The 19,870-nt window shown below is 61.0% G+C and carries 16 protein-coding genes; 5 read left to right on the top strand and 11 right to left on the bottom strand.

Annotated features, from left to right (window positions below):
• Positions 1-81 precede the first annotated feature (81 nt).
• Complete coding sequence (gyrA, locus tag CX511_RS07420) at positions 82-2,718, bottom strand: DNA gyrase subunit A (RefSeq protein WP_101293052.1); 2,637 nt, start codon at positions 2,716-2,718, stop codon at positions 82-84.
• A gap of 279 nt (positions 2,719-2,997) precedes the next feature.
• The gene (gene mtnA / locus CX511_RS07415; protein ID WP_101293053.1) at positions 2,998-4,074 is read right to left on the bottom strand and encodes an S-methyl-5-thioribose-1-phosphate isomerase; all 1,077 of its coding nucleotides are present in this window, start codon (positions 4,072-4,074) and stop codon (positions 2,998-3,000) included.
• A 109-nt stretch (positions 4,075-4,183) separates the two neighbouring features.
• Between mtnA and CX511_RS07410 the strand changes: the two genes are divergently transcribed.
• The 4 genes from CX511_RS07410 (at position 4,184) to CX511_RS07395 (ending at position 7,796) form a co-directional block, all read left to right on the top strand.
• Positions 4,184-5,515, top strand: coding sequence for a TRZ/ATZ family hydrolase (locus CX511_RS07410; protein WP_101293054.1), 1,332 nt, complete (start codon positions 4,184-4,186; stop codon positions 5,513-5,515).
• A gap of 63 nt (positions 5,516-5,578) precedes the next feature.
• Positions 5,579-6,277 (top strand): bifunctional 2-polyprenyl-6-hydroxyphenol methylase/3-demethylubiquinol 3-O-methyltransferase UbiG, encoded by a 699-nt coding sequence (gene ubiG, locus CX511_RS07405; protein WP_045180076.1) that lies wholly within the window; start codon positions 5,579-5,581, stop codon positions 6,275-6,277.
• A 2-nt stretch (positions 6,278-6,279) separates the two neighbouring features.
• Positions 6,280-6,951, top strand: a complete 672-nt coding sequence (gene mupP, locus CX511_RS07400; protein ID WP_045180079.1) for an N-acetylmuramic acid 6-phosphate phosphatase MupP — start codon at positions 6,280-6,282, stop codon at positions 6,949-6,951.
• Positions 6,952-7,055: 104 nt separating this feature from the next.
• Entirely contained in the window at positions 7,056-7,796 is a 741-nt protein-coding gene (locus CX511_RS07395) for a YciK family oxidoreductase (protein ID WP_045180081.1), read from the top strand.
• Between the two features lie 2 nt (positions 7,797-7,798).
• Here the strand turns inward: CX511_RS07395 and CX511_RS07390 are convergent, their stop codons facing one another.
• The 7 genes from CX511_RS07390 to CX511_RS07360 all read right to left on the bottom strand — a co-directional run bounded on the left by CX511_RS07390 (position 7,799) and on the right by CX511_RS07360 (position 15,534).
• Entirely contained in the window at positions 7,799-8,584 is a 786-nt protein-coding gene (locus tag CX511_RS07390) for an iron-containing redox enzyme family protein (protein WP_045180083.1), read from the bottom strand.
• Positions 8,585-8,622: 38 nt separating this feature from the next.
• Positions 8,623-11,079 (bottom strand): EAL domain-containing protein, encoded by a 2,457-nt coding sequence (locus tag CX511_RS07385; protein WP_101293055.1) that lies wholly within the window; start codon positions 11,077-11,079, stop codon positions 8,623-8,625.
• Between the two features lie 108 nt (positions 11,080-11,187).
• Positions 11,188-13,020, bottom strand: coding sequence for an ABC transporter ATP-binding protein (locus CX511_RS07380; RefSeq protein WP_045180087.1), 1,833 nt, complete (start codon positions 13,018-13,020; stop codon positions 11,188-11,190).
• Positions 13,013-13,645: a DsbA family protein gene (locus tag CX511_RS07375; RefSeq protein ID WP_045180089.1), complete on the bottom strand. Its 633-nt coding sequence runs from the start codon at positions 13,643-13,645 to the stop codon at positions 13,013-13,015. The genes CX511_RS07380 and CX511_RS07375 overlap by 8 nt, the downstream gene beginning before the upstream one ends.
• 3 nt (positions 13,646-13,648) lie before the next feature.
• Positions 13,649-14,587 (bottom strand): oxygen-dependent tRNA uridine(34) hydroxylase TrhO, encoded by a 939-nt coding sequence (gene trhO, locus CX511_RS07370; RefSeq protein WP_045180091.1) that lies wholly within the window; start codon positions 14,585-14,587, stop codon positions 13,649-13,651.
• Between the two features lie 107 nt (positions 14,588-14,694).
• Positions 14,695-14,994 carry a BolA family protein gene (locus CX511_RS07365; protein WP_101293056.1) on the bottom strand — a complete coding sequence of 100 codons (300 nt, stop codon included), beginning with the start codon at positions 14,992-14,994 and terminating at the stop codon, positions 14,695-14,697.
• A 15-nt stretch (positions 14,995-15,009) separates the two neighbouring features.
• The gene (locus CX511_RS07360) at positions 15,010-15,534 is read right to left on the bottom strand and encodes a DUF2059 domain-containing protein (protein ID WP_045180096.1); all 525 of its coding nucleotides are present in this window, start codon (positions 15,532-15,534) and stop codon (positions 15,010-15,012) included.
• Between the two features lie 156 nt (positions 15,535-15,690).
• On the opposite strand from CX511_RS07360, the gene CX511_RS07355 reads away from it, so the two are divergent.
• On the top strand, positions 15,691-17,085 hold the full coding sequence (locus CX511_RS07355) for a class II fumarate hydratase (RefSeq protein ID WP_045180099.1): 1,395 nt from the start codon (positions 15,691-15,693) through the stop codon (positions 17,083-17,085).
• A gap of 2 nt (positions 17,086-17,087) precedes the next feature.
• Here CX511_RS07355 and CX511_RS07350 read toward each other — a convergent pair whose 3' ends face one another.
• Together CX511_RS07350 and pap are read right to left on the bottom strand one after the other, a co-directional pair.
• Positions 17,088-18,044, bottom strand: coding sequence for a DMT family transporter (locus CX511_RS07350; protein ID WP_101293057.1), 957 nt, complete (start codon positions 18,042-18,044; stop codon positions 17,088-17,090).
• A gap of 302 nt (positions 18,045-18,346) precedes the next feature.
• Positions 18,347-19,840: a polyphosphate:AMP phosphotransferase gene (gene pap, locus CX511_RS07345; RefSeq protein WP_045180103.1), complete on the bottom strand. Its 1,494-nt coding sequence runs from the start codon at positions 19,838-19,840 to the stop codon at positions 18,347-18,349.
• Between the last annotated feature and the right edge of the window lie 30 nt (positions 19,841-19,870).

Here is a 19,870-nt window from a genome sequence, read left to right as displayed (position 1 = left end):
CTTGATGTCCGTGGAAGTGGCCGGCCGGCGCTGGATTTGCACCGCGACGGCCACCCCACCAGGGTTACGCTACTGTGTTGGTTATTCCTGCTGCGCCTCTTCGTCGCCAGCGGCCTGCGCCTCTGGTGCGTCATCGGCGTCAACGGCGTCAGCATCGACTTCGTAGTCCTCGTCACCTTCCTCTTCGGACGGCTCCTGGACACGCTCCAGACCCACCAGGGTCTCGTCGCTGGCCAGCTTGATCAGGGTCACACCCTGGGTATTACGACCCAAGCTGGAGACCTCGCCGACGCGGGTACGGACCAGGGTGCCCTGGTCGGAAATCAGCATGATTTCCTCACCATCCTGCACCTGCACGGCACCGACCAGACGACCGTTACGCTCGTTGCTGACCATGGCGATAACGCCCTGACCGCCACGCTTGTACTCGGGGAACTCGCCGATTTCGGTACGCTTGCCGTAACCACGCTCGGAGGCGGTAAGGATCTGGCTGCCCTCCTCCGGAATGATCATGGAGATCAGCTTCTGCCCTTCGCCCAGACGCATGCCGCGCACACCGCGGGCGGTACGGCCCATGGCGCGAACGTCGGACTCTTTGAAACGGGTGACCTTGCCGGCGTCGGAGAACAGCATGACCTCACGCTCGCCATCGGTGATGGCCGCGGAAATCAGCACGTCGCCTTCATCCAGCTCCAGAGCGATCAGGCCGACGCTACGCTGACGGCTGAACGACTCCAGCGGAGTCTTCTTCACGGTACCGTTGGCGGTGGCCATGAAGATGAAATGACCTTCGGTGTACTCCTCGACCGGCAACATGGTCGAGATGTACTCACCTTCGTCCAGCGGCAGCAGGTTGACCAGTGGTCGACCGCGCGCGGCACGGGAGGCTTCGGGAATTTCGTAGGTCTTGAGCCAGTACACCTTGCCCTTGCTGGAGAACAGCAGCAGCGTGGTGTGGCTGTTGGCAACCAGCAGGTGCGAGATGTAGTCCTCGTCCTTGACGCCAGTAGCCGACTTACCTTTACCACCGCGGCGCTGAGCCTGGTAGGCCGCCAGCGGCTGGGTCTTGGCGTAGCCGCCATGGGAGATCGTCACAACCCGGTCTTCTTCCGGAATCATGTCACCCAGGGTCAGGTCCAGACGCGCATCGAGGATCTCGGTGCGGCGCACGTCGCCGTATTCAGCGCGGATCAGTTCCAGCTCTTCACGGATCACTTCCATCAGGCGCTCGGCGCTGCTGAGGATGCGGATCAGCTCGCCGATCTGGTTGAGGATCTCCTGGTACTCGGCCAGCAGCTTCTCGTGCTCCAGACCGGTCAGGCGGTGCAGACGCAGGTCCAGAATGGCCTGGGCCTGTTCCGGCGACAGGAAGTACTTGCCATCACGCAGGCCGTACTGCTCGTCGAGGTTCTCCGGACGGCAGGAGTCGGCGCCCGCGCGCTCGACCATGACCTGCACGGCGCTGGATTCCCACGGCGTGCTGATCAGCGCTTCTTTAGCTTCCGACGGCGTCGGCGAGGCCTTGATCAGGGCGATGACCGGGTCGATGTTGGACAGGGCAACCGCCTGACCTTCAAGGATATGACCGCGCTCGCGAGCCTTACGCAGCTCGAACACCGTACGACGGGTAACCACTTCGCGGCGGTGACGAACGAACGCCTCGAGCAGGTCCTTGAGGTTCAGGACCCGTGGACGACCGTCGATCAGGGCGACGATGTTGATACCGAAGACCGCCTGCAGCTGGGTCTGGGCGTAGAGGTTGTTGAGGATCACCTCAGGCACTTCGCCACGACGCAGCTCGATGACGATACGCATACCGTCCTTGTCGGACTCGTCGCGCAGCTCGGTGATGCCTTCGAGTTTCTTTTCCTTGACCAGCTCGGCGATCTTTTCGATCAAGCGCGCCTTGTTCAGCTGGTAAGGCAGCTCAGTCACGACGATCTGCTGACGGCCACCGACCTTATCGATGTCTTCGATGGTGGAGCGGGCACGCATGTAGATGCGGCCACGGCCGGTGCGGTAGGCCTCGATGATGCCCTGACGGCCGTTGATGATCGCGGCGGTTGGGAAATCCGGGCCCGGGATGAACTGCATCAGCTCATCGATGGTGATGTCGGCGTTATCGATCAGCGCCAGGCAACCGTCGATGACTTCACCGAGGTTGTGCGGCGGAATGTTGGTCGCCATGCCCACGGCGATACCGCTGGAGCCGTTGACCAGCAGGTTGGGGATCTTGGTCGGCATGACCGCCGGGATCTGCTCGGTGCCGTCGTAGTTGGGCACCCAGTCGACGGTTTCCTTGTGCAGGTCTGCCAGCAGCTCATGGGCCAGCTTGGTCATACGCACTTCGGTGTATCGCATGGCCGCGGCGTTGTCGCCGTCCACCGAACCGAAGTTACCCTGGCCATCGACCAGCAGATAACGCAGCGAGAACGGCTGAGCCATACGAACGATGGTGTCGTAGACCGCGGTATCACCGTGCGGGTGGTACTTACCGATCACGTCACCGACCACACGGGCGGATTTCTTGTACGGTTTGTTCCAGTCGTTACCCAGTTCGCTCATCGCATAGAGAACGCGGCGATGCACGGGCTTCAAGCCATCACGCGCATCGGGCAGTGCACGCCCGACAATGACGCTCATCGCGTAGTCGAGGTAGGACTGTCTCAGTTCGTCTTCGATATTGACCGGGAGGATTTCTTTGGCCAGTTCGCCCATGAGAAGCCTGATTCCTTTTTCTGGTGAAACCTCGTCACATCCATATGGGACGAACGAAGCTCGCCGCTGCAAAGTGACTCCTTGCAGCGACTTACGACAAATCAACGAGTTAAGCCATGGATCTGCGCAGTAAAGACAGCCCCATCGGGCTACCTTGGAAACCGTCGGATGTTACCACAATCGCCCAGACGGTGGGAGTAGGCTGCAGCACTACTACCCTACTGCTCGTCAGTAACGCCCGCTAGCCGCCCAACCAGGCCGCAAGCGGGGGATAAACACTCAATGCAAACGCTTGCGACACATCAGTTGCGCCATCTTTACGGTGTCGGGACGTTCGACGATACCTTTCTCGGTCACGATCACATCGATCAAATCGGCCGGGGTCACGTCAAAGCAGGGATTGTAGGCCTCGACATCTGCCCCCACGCGCGTGCCGCCGAGCGTCAACAGCTCGCTGGCGCTGCGCTCCTCAAGGAGGATGTCTTCGCCACTTTCCAGGTTCATGTCAATGCTCGAGCTCGACGCCACGACCATGAAGCGCACCCCGTGGTGCATAGCATTGACGGCCAACTGGTAGGTGCCGATCTTGCTCGCCACGTCACCATTGGCGGTGACCCGGTCAGCCCCGACGATGACCCAGGTAATGCCCTTGGTCTTCATCAGGTGGGCGGCTGCGGAATCAGCAGTGACCGTCAATGGGATGCCTTCATTGGCCAGCTCCCAGGCGGTCAGCCGTGAGCCCTGCAGCCAGGGCCGGGTCTCGTCGACATAGACCCGCTCGACCATGCCTTCCATATAGGCGGCTCGAATCACCCCGAGCGCCGTGCCAAAACCACCGGTGGCCAGGGCGCCGGTATTGCAGTGGGTCAACAAGGCCTGCTCATTGCCCTGGTGCTTGCGAATCAGCTCGACACCGAATTGGGCCATGGTCAGGTTGGCTTCACGGTCACTGTCATGGATGGCAACGGCTTCGGCGTCCATGATTGCCGCCACATCATCGCCGTCCTTGATCCGCAGCAAACGCTCACGCATGCGGTTGAGCGCCCAGAACAGATTGGCGCCGGTAGGGCGCGCGTGCAGCAGCAGCTCGAAATCCTCTTCCAGAGCCATCTCCCAGTCATCGCCGGCGGCCAGGCGCTGGCGCACGGCCATGGCCAGGCCATAGGCCGCACTGATGCCTATGGCAGGCGCGCCGCGCACCGTCATCGAGGCAATTGCCCGAGCCACATCAGCGGCATCGGCACAGGCCTGCCAGGTCTGCTCGAACGGCAGGACACGCTGATCGAGCAGATACAGGACGCCATCACGCCAATCGATGGCTTTCACCTTCTCTGCTGCCAGTAGTCGATCGCGCATGCCTCACCCCGTCATTCGGACATCAAAAGCGCACGATTATAGCGAGCCCCAGGCGCAGACGCTCGGGTATACTTCGCCCTCAGCCCAAGTGTCCCAGGGAAACCCTGCCATGCCCAAACCCGCTACGCCGCTCGACCTGCTGCTCCTGCCTAGCTGGCTGGTGCCTGTCGAACCTGCCGGGGTGGTATTGAAGGATCATGGCCTGGGTATTCGCGACGGGCAAATCGTCTTTATCGGCCCGCGGGCCGAGGCCGAGCGCTATCTCGCCACCGAAACCCGTGAACTGCCGGGCTGCCTGCTCAGCCCAGGCCTGATCAACGCCCACGGCCATGCCGCCATGAGCCTGTTTCGCGGCCTGGCCGACGACCTGCCACTGATGACCTGGCTCGAAGCGCACATCTGGCCGGCTGAAGGTCGCTGGGTCGACGAGGACTTTGTCCGTGACGGCACCGACCTGGCCATCGCCGAGCAGATCAAAGGCGGCATCACCTGTTTTGCCGACATGTACTTCTTCCCCAAGATTGCCAGCGAGCGGGTCCACAACAGTGGCATCCGTGCGCAAATCGCCGTGCCGCTACTGGATTTCCCGATCCCGGGTGCCCGCAGCACCGAAGAAGGCCTGCACCTGGCGGTCGAACTGTTCGGCGACCTGCGTCATCACCCGCGCATTACCGTGGCCATGGGCCCACATGCGCCGTACACCGTGAGCGACGAAAACCTGGAGAAGATCCGGGTGATTGCCGAAGAACTCGACGCGCCCATTCATATGCATATCCATGAAACTGCCTTCGAGGTCGAGCAATCACTGGCCACCCGTGGCGAACGGCCACTGGCGCGCCTCGCCCGCCTAGGGCTGCTCGGCCCACGCCTGCAGGCGGTGCACATGACCCAGGTCAGCGACGATGACCTGGCCTTGCTGGTAGAAAGCAACACGAGTGTGGTGCATTGCCCGGAGTCCAACCTTAAGCTGGCCAGCGGCTTCTGCCCAGTCGAGCGCCTGTGGCAGGCCGGTGTCAATGTCGCCGTGGGCACGGATGGCGCAGCCAGCAACAACGACCTCGACCTGCTGGGCGAAACCCGTACCGCAGCGCTGCTGGCCAAAGCCGTGGCGGGCTCGGCCGCCGCTCTGGATGCCCACCGGGCACTGCGTATGGCGACCCTCAACGGCGCCAGGGCGCTGGGCCTTGAGGCGCTGACTGGTTCACTGGAAGTGGGCAAGGCAGCCGACCTGGTCGCCTTCGACCTCTCAGGCCTGGCCCAGCAACCGATCTATGAGCCTGTTTCACAACTGATTTACACCAGCGGCCGTGACTGTGTGAAACACGTCTGGGTCGCTGGCAAGCAACTGCTCGACGAGCGCCGCCTGACCCGCATGGACGAGCAGGCACTGCATGCCGTTGCCTGCGCCTGGGGCCAGCGGATCGGCGAGCGCAGCGAATAACTGGTCGGCAGCTGCGGCTGCTGACCTGTAACACCTTTAATCAAAGTTTCAGAGGACCGTTCCATGAGCAACGTCGACCACGCCGAAATCGCCAAGTTTGAAGCCTTGGCCCACCGCTGGTGGGACCGCGAGAGCGAGTTCAAGCCACTGCACGACATCAACCCGCTGCGGGTCAACTGGATCGATGAGCGGGTCAAGCTGGCCGGCAAAAAGGTCCTCGACGTCGGTTGCGGCGGCGGCATCCTCAGCGAAGCCATGGCCCAGCGCGGCGCTACCGTCATGGGCATCGACATGGGCGAAGCGCCGCTGGCCGTGGCCCAACTGCACCAGCTCGAATCCGGCGTAGAAGTCGAGTACCGCCAAACCACCGCTGAAGCCCTGGCCGAAGAAATGCCCGAGCAGTTCGATGTGGTCACCTGCCTGGAAATGCTCGAGCACGTGCCTGATCCGTCTTCAGTCATCCGTGCGTGCTACCGCATGGTCAAGCCAGGCGGCCAGGTGTTCTTCTCGACCATCAACCGTAACCCCAAGGCCTACCTGTTCGCGATCATCGGCGCTGAATACATCATGAAGCTGTTGCCGCGCGGCACCCATGACTTCAAGAAATTCATCCGCCCTTCCGAGCTCGGTGCTTGGAGCCGCGAGGCGGGCCTGAACGTCAAAGACATCATCGGCCTGACTTACAATCCACTGACCAAGCACTACAAGCTGGCCAATGACGTTGACGTCAACTACATGATCCAGACCCTGCGCGAGGAATGAGCATGCGCCTGAGAGCAGTACTTTTCGACATGGACGGCACCCTGCTCGACACGGCGCCGGACTTCATTGCCATCTGCCAGGCGATGCTCGCCGAGCGCGGCCTGCCAGCGATCGATGATCAGAAGATCCGCGACGTGGTTTCTGGCGGCGCCAAGGCCATGGTTTCAGTGACGTTCAACCTCGACCCGGAAGACCCGACATTCGAAGCCCTGCGCCTGGAGTTCCTTGAGCGGTACCAACAAGGATGCGCGGTGCACAGCAAGCTGTACGACGGCATGGCCGAGCTGCTGGACGATATCGAGAAAGGCAACCTGCTGTGGGGCGTGGTCACCAACAAGCCGGTGCGTTTCGCCGAGCCGATCATGCAGCAGCTGGGCCTGGCCGAACGTTCGGCATTGTTGATTTGCCCGGATCACGTCAAGAACAGCAAGCCGGACCCCGAACCCCTGATTCTTGCCTGCAAGACCTTGAACCTCGACCCTGCCAGCGTGCTGTTCGTCGGTGACGACCTGCGCGACATCGAGTCGGGCCGTGATGCTGGCACCCGCACTGCAGCGGTGCGCTACGGCTATATTCATCCAGATGACAACCCCAACAACTGGGGCGCGGATGTGGTTGTCGATCATCCGCTGGAGCTGCGCAAGGTGCTTGATAGCGCGCTTTGCGGCTGCTGAACCTTTGTATCGGCAAGGCTTTGCCTTGCATCGCCGGCAAGGTCGGCTCCCACAGGGAGCTGGCTTGCCAGCGATGACGCCATCACCACTCTAGAGGTAACCCCATGTTCGATTACTCCGCCCGCCCCGACCTGCTTAAAGGCCGGACCATCATGGTCACCGGCGCCGGTCGCGGAATCGGCGCAGCTGCCGCCAAGGCTTACGCCGCCCATGGTGCGACCGTGCTGTTGCTGGGCAAGACGGAAGGCAACTTGAGCCAGGTTTATGACGAGATCGAAGCCGCCGGCCACCCCAAGCCTGCCGTCATCCCGTTCAACCTGGAAACCGCCCTGCCGCACCAGTACGACGAACTGGCGGCGATGATCGAAAGCGAGTTCGGCCACATCGACGGCCTGCTGCACAACGCCTCGATCATTGGCCCGCGTACGCCACTGGAGCAGCTGTCCGGCGACAACTTCATGCGCGTCATGCAGATCAACGTCAATGCCATGTTCATGCTCACCAGCACCCTGCTGCCGCTGCTCAAGCTGTCGCAAGATGCTTCAGTGATCTTCACCTCCAGCAGCGTCGGACGCAAAGGCCGGGCTTACTGGGGCGCCTATGGCGTGTCGAAATTCGCCACCGAAGGCCTGATGCAGACCCTCGCCGACGAACTGGAAGGTGTGGCACCGGTGCGCGCCAACAGCATCAACCCGGGCGCCACCCGCACCAGCATGCGCGCCCAGGCCTATCCAGGTGAGAACCCGGAGAACAATCCGCTGCCTGAGCAGATCATGCCGGTTTACCTGTACCTGATGGGCCCCGACAGCACTGGCGTCAACGGCCAGGCGTTCAACGCCCAGTAGGCTCAGCCCTCGACCAGTTCCGCCTGGGAACGGGCGGGCTGGTGCTGCTCCAGCTGCATGCAGCGCTCAAGGAACAGGAACATGCAGTCGTAGCTCTTACAGATCGCCCGACGCAATTCTGCCTGCAACGCCTGACTAGGGTTATTACCGGCCAGGGTGCAGACGATTTCCAACGCTTCCCACGGGTGGGCATCGTCATACTGAGCATGCATCTTCAGCCACTTCATGGCGCGCTTGCGACCTTCTTCTGCAAAGCCCTGGGCATACACGCCGGTCGAGCAGACCACTGCCGACCATTCGCCGGTCGCCCCTTCGATCGCATAGTTGGTCGCGGCAATGGCGACAACCAGGGAGTCGGCCGCACAGGTATGCCAGCACCAGTCGCTCAAGGCATTGAGTTCGGTGGGCACTTCCTGGGTTTGCAGGTCCTCCAGGCTCACGCCATGGGCCTGGCTCCAATACAGCCAATAATCAGCATGATTGAGCTCGACGCGAATATTGCGCATCAGCCAACGACGCGCCATATCCTCCCCAGGATGGCGCGCGTAGCGGGTCTTGGTCAGGTTCTTGGCCATGTACAGGGAAAACTGCTCGACCACCGGCCAGCCACCAATCAAGTACTGGCGCATCGTCCGGCCACTGAGCCGACCGTCACGCATGCGTTGATAAACTTCGTGCTCGACGACCCGACGCTTGCTCTCATGACAATCCCTGATCAGCTGCTGGGCCCAGAGCGGGTAACTGGTGGGGTCCATCAATGGACCGGTACGGATAAACGCGTCAATCACTGTCAGCTCCTTGTTCCTTGTGATTATCGTGCGGATCTTCAGCGAAAGGTCCCGGGTGCCTTGAACAACAAGGGCCTTGCGGTAATCCGTTGGCGTTGCAAGCTGTCGCAGGTAAACATCTGCGGTCGTTCGATCAGGTAGCCCTGGGCATAATCGACGCCGATTTCCTGCAGGGCCTGTTCGATCATCGGCGTTTCGACGAATTCGGCAATGGTGCGTTTGCCCATGACATGACCGATGTGGTTGATGACCTCGACCATGGCGCGGTTGACCGGGTCATCAAGCATATCTTTGACGAAACTTCCGTCGATTTTCAGGAAGTCTACAGGCAAATGTTTTAAATAGGCGAACGACGACATCCCGGCACAAAAGTCATCCAGCGAGAACCGGCAACCCAGGCCTTTGAGTTCGTTGATGAAGCGAATGGCGCTACCCAGATTGGCGATTGCACTGGTTTCAGTGATTTCGAAACAAATCATCTGCGGTGGAATAGCGTACTCACCAAACAAGCGCCGCAGGTATTCAAGGAACTTGTCATCGCCAATGCTGCTGCCAGAGAGGTTGATCGCGCACATGGCCAGGGGGCCGTCGCGCTGCTCATCCAGGCACTGGCGAATGACGGTGAAGACGCTGCGCACCACCCACCGATCAAGTGCAGTCATTAAGCCATAGCGTTCAGCGGCAGGAATGAAGCTGTCCGGCAGGATAATACGTCCGCTTTCGTCCTGCAGGCGCAGCAGGATCTCGATATGTCCTGCCCCTTCATGCGGCCCGAGTGCGGCGATTTCCTGGGCATACAGGCAGAAGCGGTTTTCTTCCAGGGCCACATGCAGGCGTTGAATCCAGGCCATTTCACCAAAACGCATGGACAACTCGCTGTCGTCGGCGTGGTAGACCTGCACCCGATTGCGGCCTTTTTCCTTGGCCATGTAGCACGCCATATCAGCCGACCGCAGGGAGGCTTCGAGGGTAGTCGGCGCCTGTGCGATATGCACCACCCCCAAGCTAACCGTGGTCATGAACGGACGACCCTTCCAGACAAAATGCAGGCTCTGTACCGCCTGGCGCAAGCTTTCAGCGATACGCTCAGCCTGCTCCTGAGGGCAGTTCAGGAGGAGAATGCCGAATTCATCGCCGCCCAACCGCGCCAGGATGTCACCCTCTCGCAGGCCGGCCTGAAGTACGGCACAAATGTGCCGCAACAGCTCATCACCGGCCGCGTGCCCGCAGGTGTCGTTGACCAGCTTGAATTGGTCGAGGTCGAGAAACATCAAGGCATGCCGCGCCGATTTGCGCGTCAGACCATTGAGTGCCTGCTCCAGGCGATACTCGAACTCGCGGCGGTTGGCCAGGCCCGTCAGCGCATCATGGGTCGCCTGCCAGGACAGGTTGGCGATGTACTGGCGCTCCTGGGTCATGTCATGCAGCACCAGGACGATACCGCTGATTTGCCCATCGGCCATGATCGGCGCCCCCACCAGCGTCACCGAGACGGTACTGCCATCCAGGCGCTGAATCAGCTTAGTGTGTTCGCTGCCGCCCTTGAGGCCACCGCTGAGAATGCGCTCAACCAAGGTCAGGCTGTCTTTCTCGGCATTCTCATCCAACAGGCTGAAAAGTGCCGCCAATGGCAGGCCGTGGGCCTGGGCAGCGTGCCAGTGGGTGAGTTGCTCGGCGGCCGGGTTCATGTAGGCGATGCAACCTTCCACGTCGGTGGTGATCACCCCGTCGCCAATCGATTCAAGGGTGATTTGCGCCCGCTCTTTTTCCACCTGCAAGGCGTTGGCAAAGGCCTGACGCTGGGCCAGCAGCTTGCTTGAACGCAACCAGGCCAGGGCAATCAGAAACAGCGCCGTAGCGAGGTTGGTCACCAGCAAGATCCGCAACAGCATCCGCGAGCCTTCACCCAAGGCATCACTGAACGCGCGCGCGGCGGGTGTCACACCATCGTTGATGGTGGCAATGCGCGCCTTCCATTCGGCGACATCAGCGGCCGTCGCTGTGCCCGAACGAAAGCCTTCATGCATCTGCTGGGCAACGTCGTTCAACTGGTTGAGAAAACCGTCACCCACCGCCCACAGCTCGATGGCCTTTTCCAGGTAACTGACCTGGCGAAAGTTCAGGTACAACCAGATGACACTGGAGATGTCGTCAGGATGGTTGCCACCCTGAAGAATGCCCCGACGTGCTGCCTCAAGGTCCGGATTTGGCAAATCCAGAGCAGCCCGCAGCTCATGGCCACCTTGCGGCACCGCAAAGGCCTTTTGGTACTTGTGGTAGTTAGCCTCATCGTGGCTGTCGGCATACAGGTTGAGGTAGTAGATCGCGTCCTTCTGCCCCTTGGACCAGAGGCTCTCCCCCGCCACGTAACCACGCACCGCCGATAACGCGTACAGGCTGATGCCTCCGAGCAGCGCCTGAAACACCACCACCGCAACAAATGGCCAAATGATGCCCAACAAGTTCGGCGCTTCGAGAATCCGTGTTCGCTTCATGAGGTCCCTTGCACACAGAGCCGGATGAATCTCTATCTTATAAACGCACAGCCTAGGCTATTTGCTCTCACATCTGGAGAGCTTTTCTCTATTACCCGTACTTTTGCCTCAACTCTGCTGCAAATGCCCGTACAGCTTGGCGTACAAACCGCCGTCGGCGATCAGTTGCTGGTGATCACCATCCTCAGCGACGTGTCCGCCATCAAAGACCAGCACGCGGTCGGCCTGCTTCACGGCTGAAAGGCGGTGGGCAATGATCAGGGTGGTCCGCGCACTGAGGAAACGGGTCAGGGCCTGATGCAGGTTGTATTCGGTGGCCGCATCCAGCGCCGAGGTGGCTTCGTCGAGAATCACCACCTTGGGCTCAGCCAGCACCATCCGCGCAATCGCCAGGCGCTGACGCTGCCCGCCCGACAAGCGCACACCCGAGCGCCCGACCACGGTGTCCAGGCCATGGGGCAAGGCAGCAATGGTGGTGTCGAGCTGGGCGATACCCAGCGCCTGCCAGCAGGCTTCGTCGCTGCAGTCGCGGCCCATGGTCAGGTTGGCGCGCACCGAGTCGTTGAACAGCGACGGATGCTGCAGCACCACGGCAACATGCTCGCGCAAGGTCTCAAGGCCAATGTCCTGCAAGGTCGAGCCCCCAAAACGGATCGTGCCCGCCTGAGCGCTGTAGAGCCCCAGCAGCAGTTGCACCAGGGTGCTCTTGCCGCCGCCACTGGCACCAACGATTGCGACCTTTTCGCCAGGCGCAATGGACAGGTTCAACTGGTCGAGCACCGGCTCATCACCGTAGGCAAAGCGCAGTCCCTGGACTTCGATGCCGACCGTGTCACGGCCCTTGAACGGATCGACACCACCGGGGTACTGCGGCTCATCTGCACGCGCCAGCAGCTCGTTGAGTCGGCTCAAGGCGCCGCCTGCGGCGTAGTAGGCATATTGCAGGTTCAGCAACTGCTCAACCGGGCCAATCATGAACCACAGGTAGCTGAACACCGCCAGCATCTGCCCGATCGACAGGTCAGAGAACAATACTGTGAGCATCGCCGCGGCACGGAAGATATCGATGCCAAACTGGAACAGCAGTCCACTGGCGCGGCCACTGGCATCACTTTTCCACTGCGACGCCACTGCGTAGTTGCGCACTTCCTGAGCCCGCACGCCCAGACGCCCAAGGAAATAGCCCTGGCGATTGCTGGCGCGGATTTCCTGAATGGCGTCGAGAGTTTCGGTCAGCGCCTGGGTGAAACGCGAGGTACTGTCGTTCTCGAGTTTCTTCAGGTGTTTGACGCGCTTGCCCAACTGCACCGTGGCGAAGATCACCAAGGGGTTGAACAGCAGAATCAGCAATGCCAGCTTCCAGTGCATCCACATCAGGATCGCCGCAGTGCCGGTCAAGGTCAGCATGGCCACCAGGAAGCGGCTGAGGGTTTCGCCGACGAATTTGTCCAGGGTGTCCAGGTCGGTGACCAGGTGGGTGGTCACCGTGCCGCTGCCCAGGCTTTCATATTCCTTCAGGGAGATGCGCTTGAGCCGCTCGATCAGGCGGATGCGCAGGCGATAGACGATGTCCTTGGCCAGGCCGGCAAACAGCTTGGCCTGAATCACGTTGAAGGCCAGGGCGGCGCAGCGCAAACACAAGGTCAGCACCAGCATCAAGCCGATATAACCGGCCGCCACTTGCCAACTCTCCGGCAGCAACTGATTCATCCACTTGAGCGCGGCATCACCATGGCCGAGCAAGACTTCATCGACCAGCAACGGCAGCAGCAAGGGAATTGGCACACTGCACAGCGCCGCCAGTACGGCGATGCCGTTGGCAATCCACAGGGCTTTGCGATGATGCAGGGCCAGGCGGCGGATTTCCGCCCAGCTCAAACGATCGGCAACAGTGGGCGCTGGCCCCGGCACAGGGTCGGGTGACCCTGGCAGGTCAAGCACAAGCGGCCTGCTGTAGCCAGCGGCCAAGCAGTGGGCTCAACGCATCGAGTGGCTGGTAGCCATTGGTCAGCAACGCCAGCTGGCCATTACGTTCAGCCAGTAAGGTGGGAAAGCCGGCAATGCCCAGGTCCTGTACCCAGGTGAAGTCCGAGGCTGTGGCCGACCGTACTTCGGCACTGGTAAAGCGCTCGGCAAAGGCCGCACGCTCAAACCCCACCTGCTCAGCCAGCTCCACCAGTTTCGGCGCCAGGGTGACGTCTTCGCCGCCCTGATAAAACGCTTGCTGGATCGCCGCGAGCAACGCCCAGGTGCGCTGTGGATCAAGACCACGAGCAGCCACCAGGGCACGGCAGGCAGGTTCGGTGTCATAAACAAAGCCGTCCGGCATCGCCCCTTCATGGGTGAAGGGTTGGCCAGTGGCTTGATTGACCGCTTGCCAGTGCTCAAGGATGTAGCCACGGGTCGACGCATCCAACGCACTGCTACCGGTGCGCAAACCGCCGGGCACCAGTTGCGTGTCGACCCCGGCGGCGCGCGCCTGGGCGATCAGGGCCTGGGCCACTGGTGCAAACCCCCAGCACCAGGAGCACATCGGGTCCATCACATAGAGCAGGCGTGCGGACATCTATCAGGCCTCGGCAGCTTTGCGGTAGTTGTGACCGATCGGGTGCGGCATGTTGCGGGCCTTGGCCAACTCGATCTGCTTCTGCCGGTCAATGGCGCTGCGTCGGGTCTTCTCGCTCAGGCTGTCCCAGCAATGCGGGCAGCTGATACCAGGCGAATAATGCTCGGACGCACGGTCTTCCACGCTGATCGGGGTACGGCAAGCATGGCACTGGTCGTAGTCGCCCTCGGTCAGGTCGTGACGCACGGTTACCCGGTTGTCGAAGACGAAGCAATCACCCTGCCAGCGGCTTTCATCCTGCGGCACCTCTTCGAGGTATTTCAGGATCCCGCCCTTAAGATGATAGACCTCTTCGTAACCTTCACCGAGCATGTAGCTGGAGGCTTTTTCGCAGCGGATGCCGCCAGTGCAGAACATCGCAACCTTCTTGTGCCGCGACGGGTCGAAGTTGGCCTTGATGTACTCGGGGAACTCGCGGAAGGTAGTGGTTTTCGGGTCGATTGCGCCTTCGAAGGTGCCAATGGACACTTCGTAGTCGTTACGGGTGTCGATCAACAGGACTTCCGGGTCACTGATCAGCGCGTTCCAATCTTTGGGCTCGACGTAGGTGCCGACCTTGTGGTTCGGGTCAACGCCCTCGACGCCCAGGGTGACGATCTCTTTCTTGAGCTTGACCTTGGTGCGATAGAACGGCTGTTCGTCGCAGTAGGATTCTTTGTGGTCGATGTCCACCAGGCGTTCATCACTGCGCAACCAGGCCAGCAGGCCGTCGATACCTTCACGAGTACCGGAGACAGTGCCATTGATGCCTTCTTCGGCCAGCAACAAGGTGCCCTTGATGCCGTTGGCGGTCATGCTTTCGAGCAGCGGTTCGCGCAGCTCGACGTAATCTTTCAGGGTGACGAACTTGTACAGCGCCGCCACGACGATAGCTTGGGTCATGCAGTCAATCTCCAGGTGGTCACCCTCGCAAAGGGCGGACCGGATGGCAAAAAAAACGCGCCGACGAGCGGCGCGTTGCACATTCTAGCAAAAACCTGACGATGAAATCAGTGTTTGCTACCACCTGCGCAGGTGGGGGATGCCGGTGCCGCGCCAACCTTCTGCCACTCCTCGGGCGTGTAGGTGTGCAGCGCCAGGGCATGGACCTGCCCCATCAGCTCACCCAAGGTGGCATAGACCGTCTGGTGGCGCTTGACGCTGTTCAGGCCTGCGAACTGCTCGCTGACCAGCACCGCCTTGTAATGGGTCTCTAGCCCACGGCTGTGCATATGGCTTTCGTCGAGCACCGACAGGTGCTGCGGCGCCAGCGCGGCCAGGCTTTGTTCAATTTTTTGCTGCATGGACATGGACGGCTCCGCGGTTTACTTCTTCGCTGGCGCGGCGGCCTTGCCAGCGTTCGGGTCAAGCTCCTTGGTCATGTCAGCCAGCAGCTTGTTGACCACCGGCACCGCGCTTTCCAGCTTGCGCTGGGTCAGCTGGGCCGACTGCTGGGTAACTTGTGGCATCTTTTCCAGGACTTTCTTGCCCAGTGGCGACTGATAGAAGGCTACCAGGTCCTTGAGCTCGCTTTCGGTAAAGGTAGTGGTGTACAGCTTGACCATGTCCGGCTTGAGCTTTTTCCAGCCAATAGCCTGGTCCAGGGCAGCGTTGGCCTTGGCCTGGTAGCTATCAAGCACGGCTTTTTTCGAGGCTGGGGCCTTGGTCTGTTCAAAGCGCTGGGCAAACATCTGTTGCACCTGCATATAGACCGGAGTGCCCAGCTTGTCAGCATGCGCCATCATGAGGAATTTTTCGGCACTGGCGTTGTGGCTAGCGGTATCGGCAAGCACCTGGCCGCTGGCGCAGACCAGCGCAACAGCAGTGCAAAGGGCGCGAAGACGGGTCATCGTTATTCCTTCATTAGACAGAGGAGGTAGTACCCCAGAGTAGAGCATTCTGCGCCGACTCGGGCACGGCACTCAAGTGGGTCGACGAGCGATGGAACCGCTGCGACAAAAAGGGACCTAAACTGCGAATTCAGACCACAAGGGAGTGAGCGCAGTATGAGCCGTATCGAAACTGACAGCCTGGGCCAGGTCGAAGTTCCTGAGCAAGCCTATTGGGGTGCCCAGACGCAACGCTCGCTGATCAACTTCGCCATCGGCAAGGAACGCATGCCCCTGGCCGTTTTGCATGCCCTGGCGATGATCAAAAAAGCCGCCGCACGCGTCAACAACCGCAACGGCGACCTGCCGGCCGACATTGCCCGGCTGATCGAGCAGGCTGCCGATGAAGTGCTCGACGGCCAGCTCGATGACCAGTTTCCACTCGTCGTCTGGCAAACTGGCAGCGGCACCCAGAGCAATATGAATGTCAATGAAGTGATTGCCGGGCGCGCCAACGAGCTGGCAGGCAAGGGCCGTGGCGGCAAGGTTCCGGTACACCCAAACGACCATGTCAATCGCTCGCAAAGCTCCAACGATTGCTTCCCCACCGCCATGCACATCGCTGCCGCCCAGGCCGTCCAGCACCAGCTGTTACCGGCAATCACCGAGCTGTCGTCGGGGCTCGCAGAATTGGCGGCGCGTCACCAGCACCTGGTCAAGACCGGCCGCACGCACATGATGGACGCCACGCCGATCACCTTCGGCCAGGAAATCTCAGCCTATGTCGCGCAACTGGATTACGCCCAGCGGGCGATCCGCAGCGCCCTGCCGGCCGTGTGTGAACTGGCCCAGGGAGGCACGGCCGTCGGCACCGGGCTGAACGCCCCGCACGGTTTTGCCGAAGCCATTGCTGCCGAACTTGCCGCCCTCTCCGGCCTGCCCTTCGTCACCGCGCCGAACAAGTTTGCCGCCCTCGCCGGGCATGAACCGCTGACTACGCTGGCAGGCGGCCTGAAGACCTTGGCCGTGGCGCTGATGAAACTGGCCAACGACCTGCGCCTGCTGAGCTCCGGCCCCCGCGCCGGGCTTGCCGAAGTGCGCCTGCCCGCCAACGAGCCTGGCAGTTCGATCATGCCCGGCAAGGTCAACCCGACGCAGTGCGAGGCGCTGTCGATGTTGGCCTGCCAGGTGCTGGGTAACGACACGGCCATCGGCTTTGCCGCTAGCCAAGGCCACCTGCAGCTGAACGTGTTCAAGCCAGTGATCATTCACAACCTGTTGCAGTCAATCGAGCTGCTGGCAGACGGTTGTCGCAACTTCCAGCAGCACTGCGTCGCGGGTATCGAACCGGATACCGAACAGATGGCGGCGCACCTGGAACGCGGATTGATGCTGGTCACTGCACTCAATCCGCACATCGGCTACGACAAGGCGGCGGAAATTGCCAAGAAGGCCTACAGCGAAGGCAGAACCTTGCGCGAAGCAGCCTTGACCCTGGGTTACCTGAGCAATCAGCAGTTCGACGAGTGGGTACGCCCACAAGACATGCTTGAACCTGGCAAGAAAGGCTGAGCTTACCGGGCCAGGCGTAGACGCCTGGCCCGCCAGCCGGCCATCAGCGATGGGCCCAGCGCGGTGAGCGCCGAGCCCAGCACCACCACCAGTGCACCGATGTAGCCCAACGAGTTGATTTGCTCAGCCTGTACAAAGTCAGGCCAGAACCAGGCTGCCAAGGCGACGGCGACAAAGGTCACCAGTGGGGTCAGCGCCAGGGTAGCGCTGACCTTGGACGCCTCCCAGTGCGCCAGCGCCTCGGCGAAGGCGCCATAGGCCACCAGGGTATTGAGGCAGCAGGCAAGCAACAACCACCCTTGCAGCGGGCTTAGTTGCAGGGCTTCAAGCGGATGCACCCACGGTGTCAGGAGCATCGCGCAGCACAGGTAGATGACCATCATCACCTGCATCGAATTCCACACCGTCAACAGCTGCTTCTGGCTCAGGGCGTAGAACACCCAGATGGTGGTGGCCAGAATGATCGTTAGCACACCAGTGGTGTAAACGCTCAGGGAGGTCAACAGCTCTTCCAGACGCTGATTGAAGAACAGGCCAAAGCCCATCAACAGGATGAGCAGACCTACGCCTTGCCCGAAACTGAAGCGCTCCTTGAACAGGAACACGCTGGCCACCAGCAACAGTACCGGACCAAGCTGCACCACCAATTGCGCGGTGCCCGGGCTGAGCAGGTTCAGGCCCATCAGGTACAGCACATAGTTGCCGACCAACCCGCAGGTGGCCAACGCCACCAGGCCCCAACCCTTGCGGCCCAGACCGTTGAACCTCGGCAAGCGCTTGCTTGCGGCCAGCCAGGCAAACAACAGGCCGCCTGACACCAACAGACGAAACCAGGTGACGGTGATCGGGTCCATCACCTGCAGCACCTGTTTGAGCTTGATCGGCAGAATGCCCCAGAGCAAGGCGGTCAGTAATGACAGCGACAGACCGTAGACCCAGCGTCCGGAAGAAATATGCATAACAGCCTCAATAGCCCTGTGGTGGGGGGAGACTGAATTCTACGGGCTGGGCATGGGGGGCCGACAGGTACAATTGCGGAAAAGAATTCAGTACTTCATTCCCTGGGTTCCTGCGAGCCGAGCGTATGACTTGACTGCCCCCTCGTTGCCGCTGCCGCTAGGCTGCGATCGGGCGTGAAACGGCCGCAAACCTGACCACCGCGATTCGACAGGCCCAACGAGGTGAGCGAGTTGCGACTGCTCTGCAGTCGATCGCAGCCTCGTACCTCGGCAGCGGCTACAGCAAGTGCTGCTGCCTTGGCCTACTTCTTGTCTTTCTTGAACGCCGCCTCCAGCGCGTTGTTGATAGTGCGCAGAACCTTGACCCGGGCCCAGCGCTTGTCGTTGGCCTCGACCAGGGTCCAAGGCGCAATTTCGGAACTGGTGCGGTCGACCATGTCGCCCACTGCTTCAGCGTACTGGCCCCACTTTTCACGGTTACGCCAGTCTTCTTCGGTGATCTTGAAGCGCTTGAACGGAATCTGTTCACGCTCCTGGAAACGCTCCAACTGCGTCTGCTCATCAATCGACAGCCAGAACTTGACCAGCACCACGCCAGCATCGACCAACTGTTCCTCAAAATCGTTGATCTCGCCGTAGGCGCGCATCCAGTCGGCCTGACTGCAAAAGCCCTCGACCCGCTCGACCAGTACCCGGCCATACCAGGAACGGTCAAAAACGGTGAACTTGCCGCGCGCCGGAATGTGCCGCCAGAACCGCCACAAGTACGGTTGAGCACGTTCTTCCTCGGTGGGTGCGGCAATGGGCACGATACGGTACTGGCGCGGGTCCAGTGCGTCGGCCACGCGACGGATTGCCCCCCCCTTGCCCGCCGCATCGTTGCCTTCGAACACAGCAATCAGTGCATGGCGGCGCATGCGCTTGTCGCGCAACAGGCCAGCCAGACGCGCCTGTTCGGTGATCAGTTGCTCCTGATAGTCACTTTTGCTCAGGCTCAATGTCAGGTCAAGGCTATCAACCAGACTGCGCTCGTCGATGCTCCTGCCCAACGGCGCAATGTTGGTGTGATGCAGTGGCGCATGCTGGGCCTTCAGCGCCGCCTGCAACCCTTCCAGCAAAATGCGTCCGACCGCCAGGCTGCGATAGTGCGGGTCGACGCCTTCGATCACGTGCCAAGGGGCATAGTCACGACTGGTCTGGCGCAGCACGCGCTCGCCGAAGCGCACAAAACGGTCATAGGTTTCTTCCTGCTGCCAGTCCAGTGGGCTGATGCGCCAGCTGTGCAACGGATCGTCCTTGAGGGCCTTGAGCCGGGCTTTCATCTGTTTCTTGGACAGGTGGAACCAGAATTTGAAGATCAACGCGCCTTCATCGCAGAGCATCTCTTCCAGGCGTTCGGCGCCGCGGATGGCCTGGTCGAGTACGGCGTCCTTGAATTGGCCATGGACCCGCCCCTGAAGCATCTGGCTGTACCAGTTGCCAAAAAACACGCCCATTCGCCCTTTGGCCGGCAGTGCCCGCCAGTAGCGCCAGGCCGGTGGCCGGGCAAGCTCCTCATCGGTCTGCTGGTCGAAGGTGCGCACTTCGATCAAGCGCGGGTCCATCCACTCATTGAGCAGTTTTACCGTCTCGCCTTTGCCCGCGCCTTCAATGCCGTTGATCAGCACAATCACTGGAAAACGCGCCTGTTGCTTAAGTTCGTACTGCGCCTCAAGCAAGGCTTCACGTAGCGCCGGCACCTCGGCGTCGTAAGCGTCTTTGTCGATGGCGTGACCAATTTCAGCGGATTCGAACATACCAGGCTCCCTACATGGATAAGCAAGACT

The organism is Pseudomonas sp. S06B 330 (assembly GCF_002845275.2).
In the GTDB taxonomy this organism is placed as follows: Bacteria; Pseudomonadota; Gammaproteobacteria; order Pseudomonadales; family Pseudomonadaceae; genus Aquipseudomonas.
Note: the sequence above shows the minus strand (reverse complement) of the source record. Positions and strands in the feature narration are given on the sequence as shown.

Coding starts and splice junctions, on each gene's coding strand:
- gyrA (WP_101293052.1), bottom strand. CDS start 2,718: ATGGGCGAACTGGCCAAAGAAATCCTCCCGGTCAATATCGAAGACGAA.
- mtnA (WP_101293053.1), bottom strand. CDS start 4,074: ATGCGCGATCGACTACTGGCAGCAGAGAAGGTGAAAGCCATCGATTGG.
- CX511_RS07410 (WP_101293054.1), top strand. CDS start 4,184: ATGCCCAAACCCGCTACGCCGCTCGACCTGCTGCTCCTGCCTAGCTGG.
- ubiG (WP_045180076.1), top strand. CDS start 5,579: ATGAGCAACGTCGACCACGCCGAAATCGCCAAGTTTGAAGCCTTGGCC.
- mupP (WP_045180079.1), top strand. CDS start 6,280: ATGCGCCTGAGAGCAGTACTTTTCGACATGGACGGCACCCTGCTCGAC.
- CX511_RS07395 (WP_045180081.1), top strand. CDS start 7,056: ATGTTCGATTACTCCGCCCGCCCCGACCTGCTTAAAGGCCGGACCATC.
- CX511_RS07385 (WP_101293055.1), bottom strand. CDS start 11,079: ATGAAGCGAACACGGATTCTCGAAGCGCCGAACTTGTTGGGCATCATT.
- CX511_RS07375 (WP_045180089.1), bottom strand. CDS start 13,645: ATGTCCGCACGCCTGCTCTATGTGATGGACCCGATGTGCTCCTGGTGC.
- trhO (WP_045180091.1), bottom strand. CDS start 14,587: ATGACCCAAGCTATCGTCGTGGCGGCGCTGTACAAGTTCGTCACCCTG.
- CX511_RS07365 (WP_101293056.1), bottom strand. CDS start 14,994: ATGTCCATGCAGCAAAAAATTGAACAAAGCCTGGCCGCGCTGGCGCCG.
- CX511_RS07360 (WP_045180096.1), bottom strand. CDS start 15,534: ATGACCCGTCTTCGCGCCCTTTGCACTGCTGTTGCGCTGGTCTGCGCC.
- CX511_RS07355 (WP_045180099.1), top strand. CDS start 15,691: ATGAGCCGTATCGAAACTGACAGCCTGGGCCAGGTCGAAGTTCCTGAG.
- CX511_RS07350 (WP_101293057.1), bottom strand. CDS start 18,044: ATGCATATTTCTTCCGGACGCTGGGTCTACGGTCTGTCGCTGTCATTA.
- pap (WP_045180103.1), bottom strand. CDS start 19,840: ATGTTCGAATCCGCTGAAATTGGTCACGCCATCGACAAAGACGCTTAC.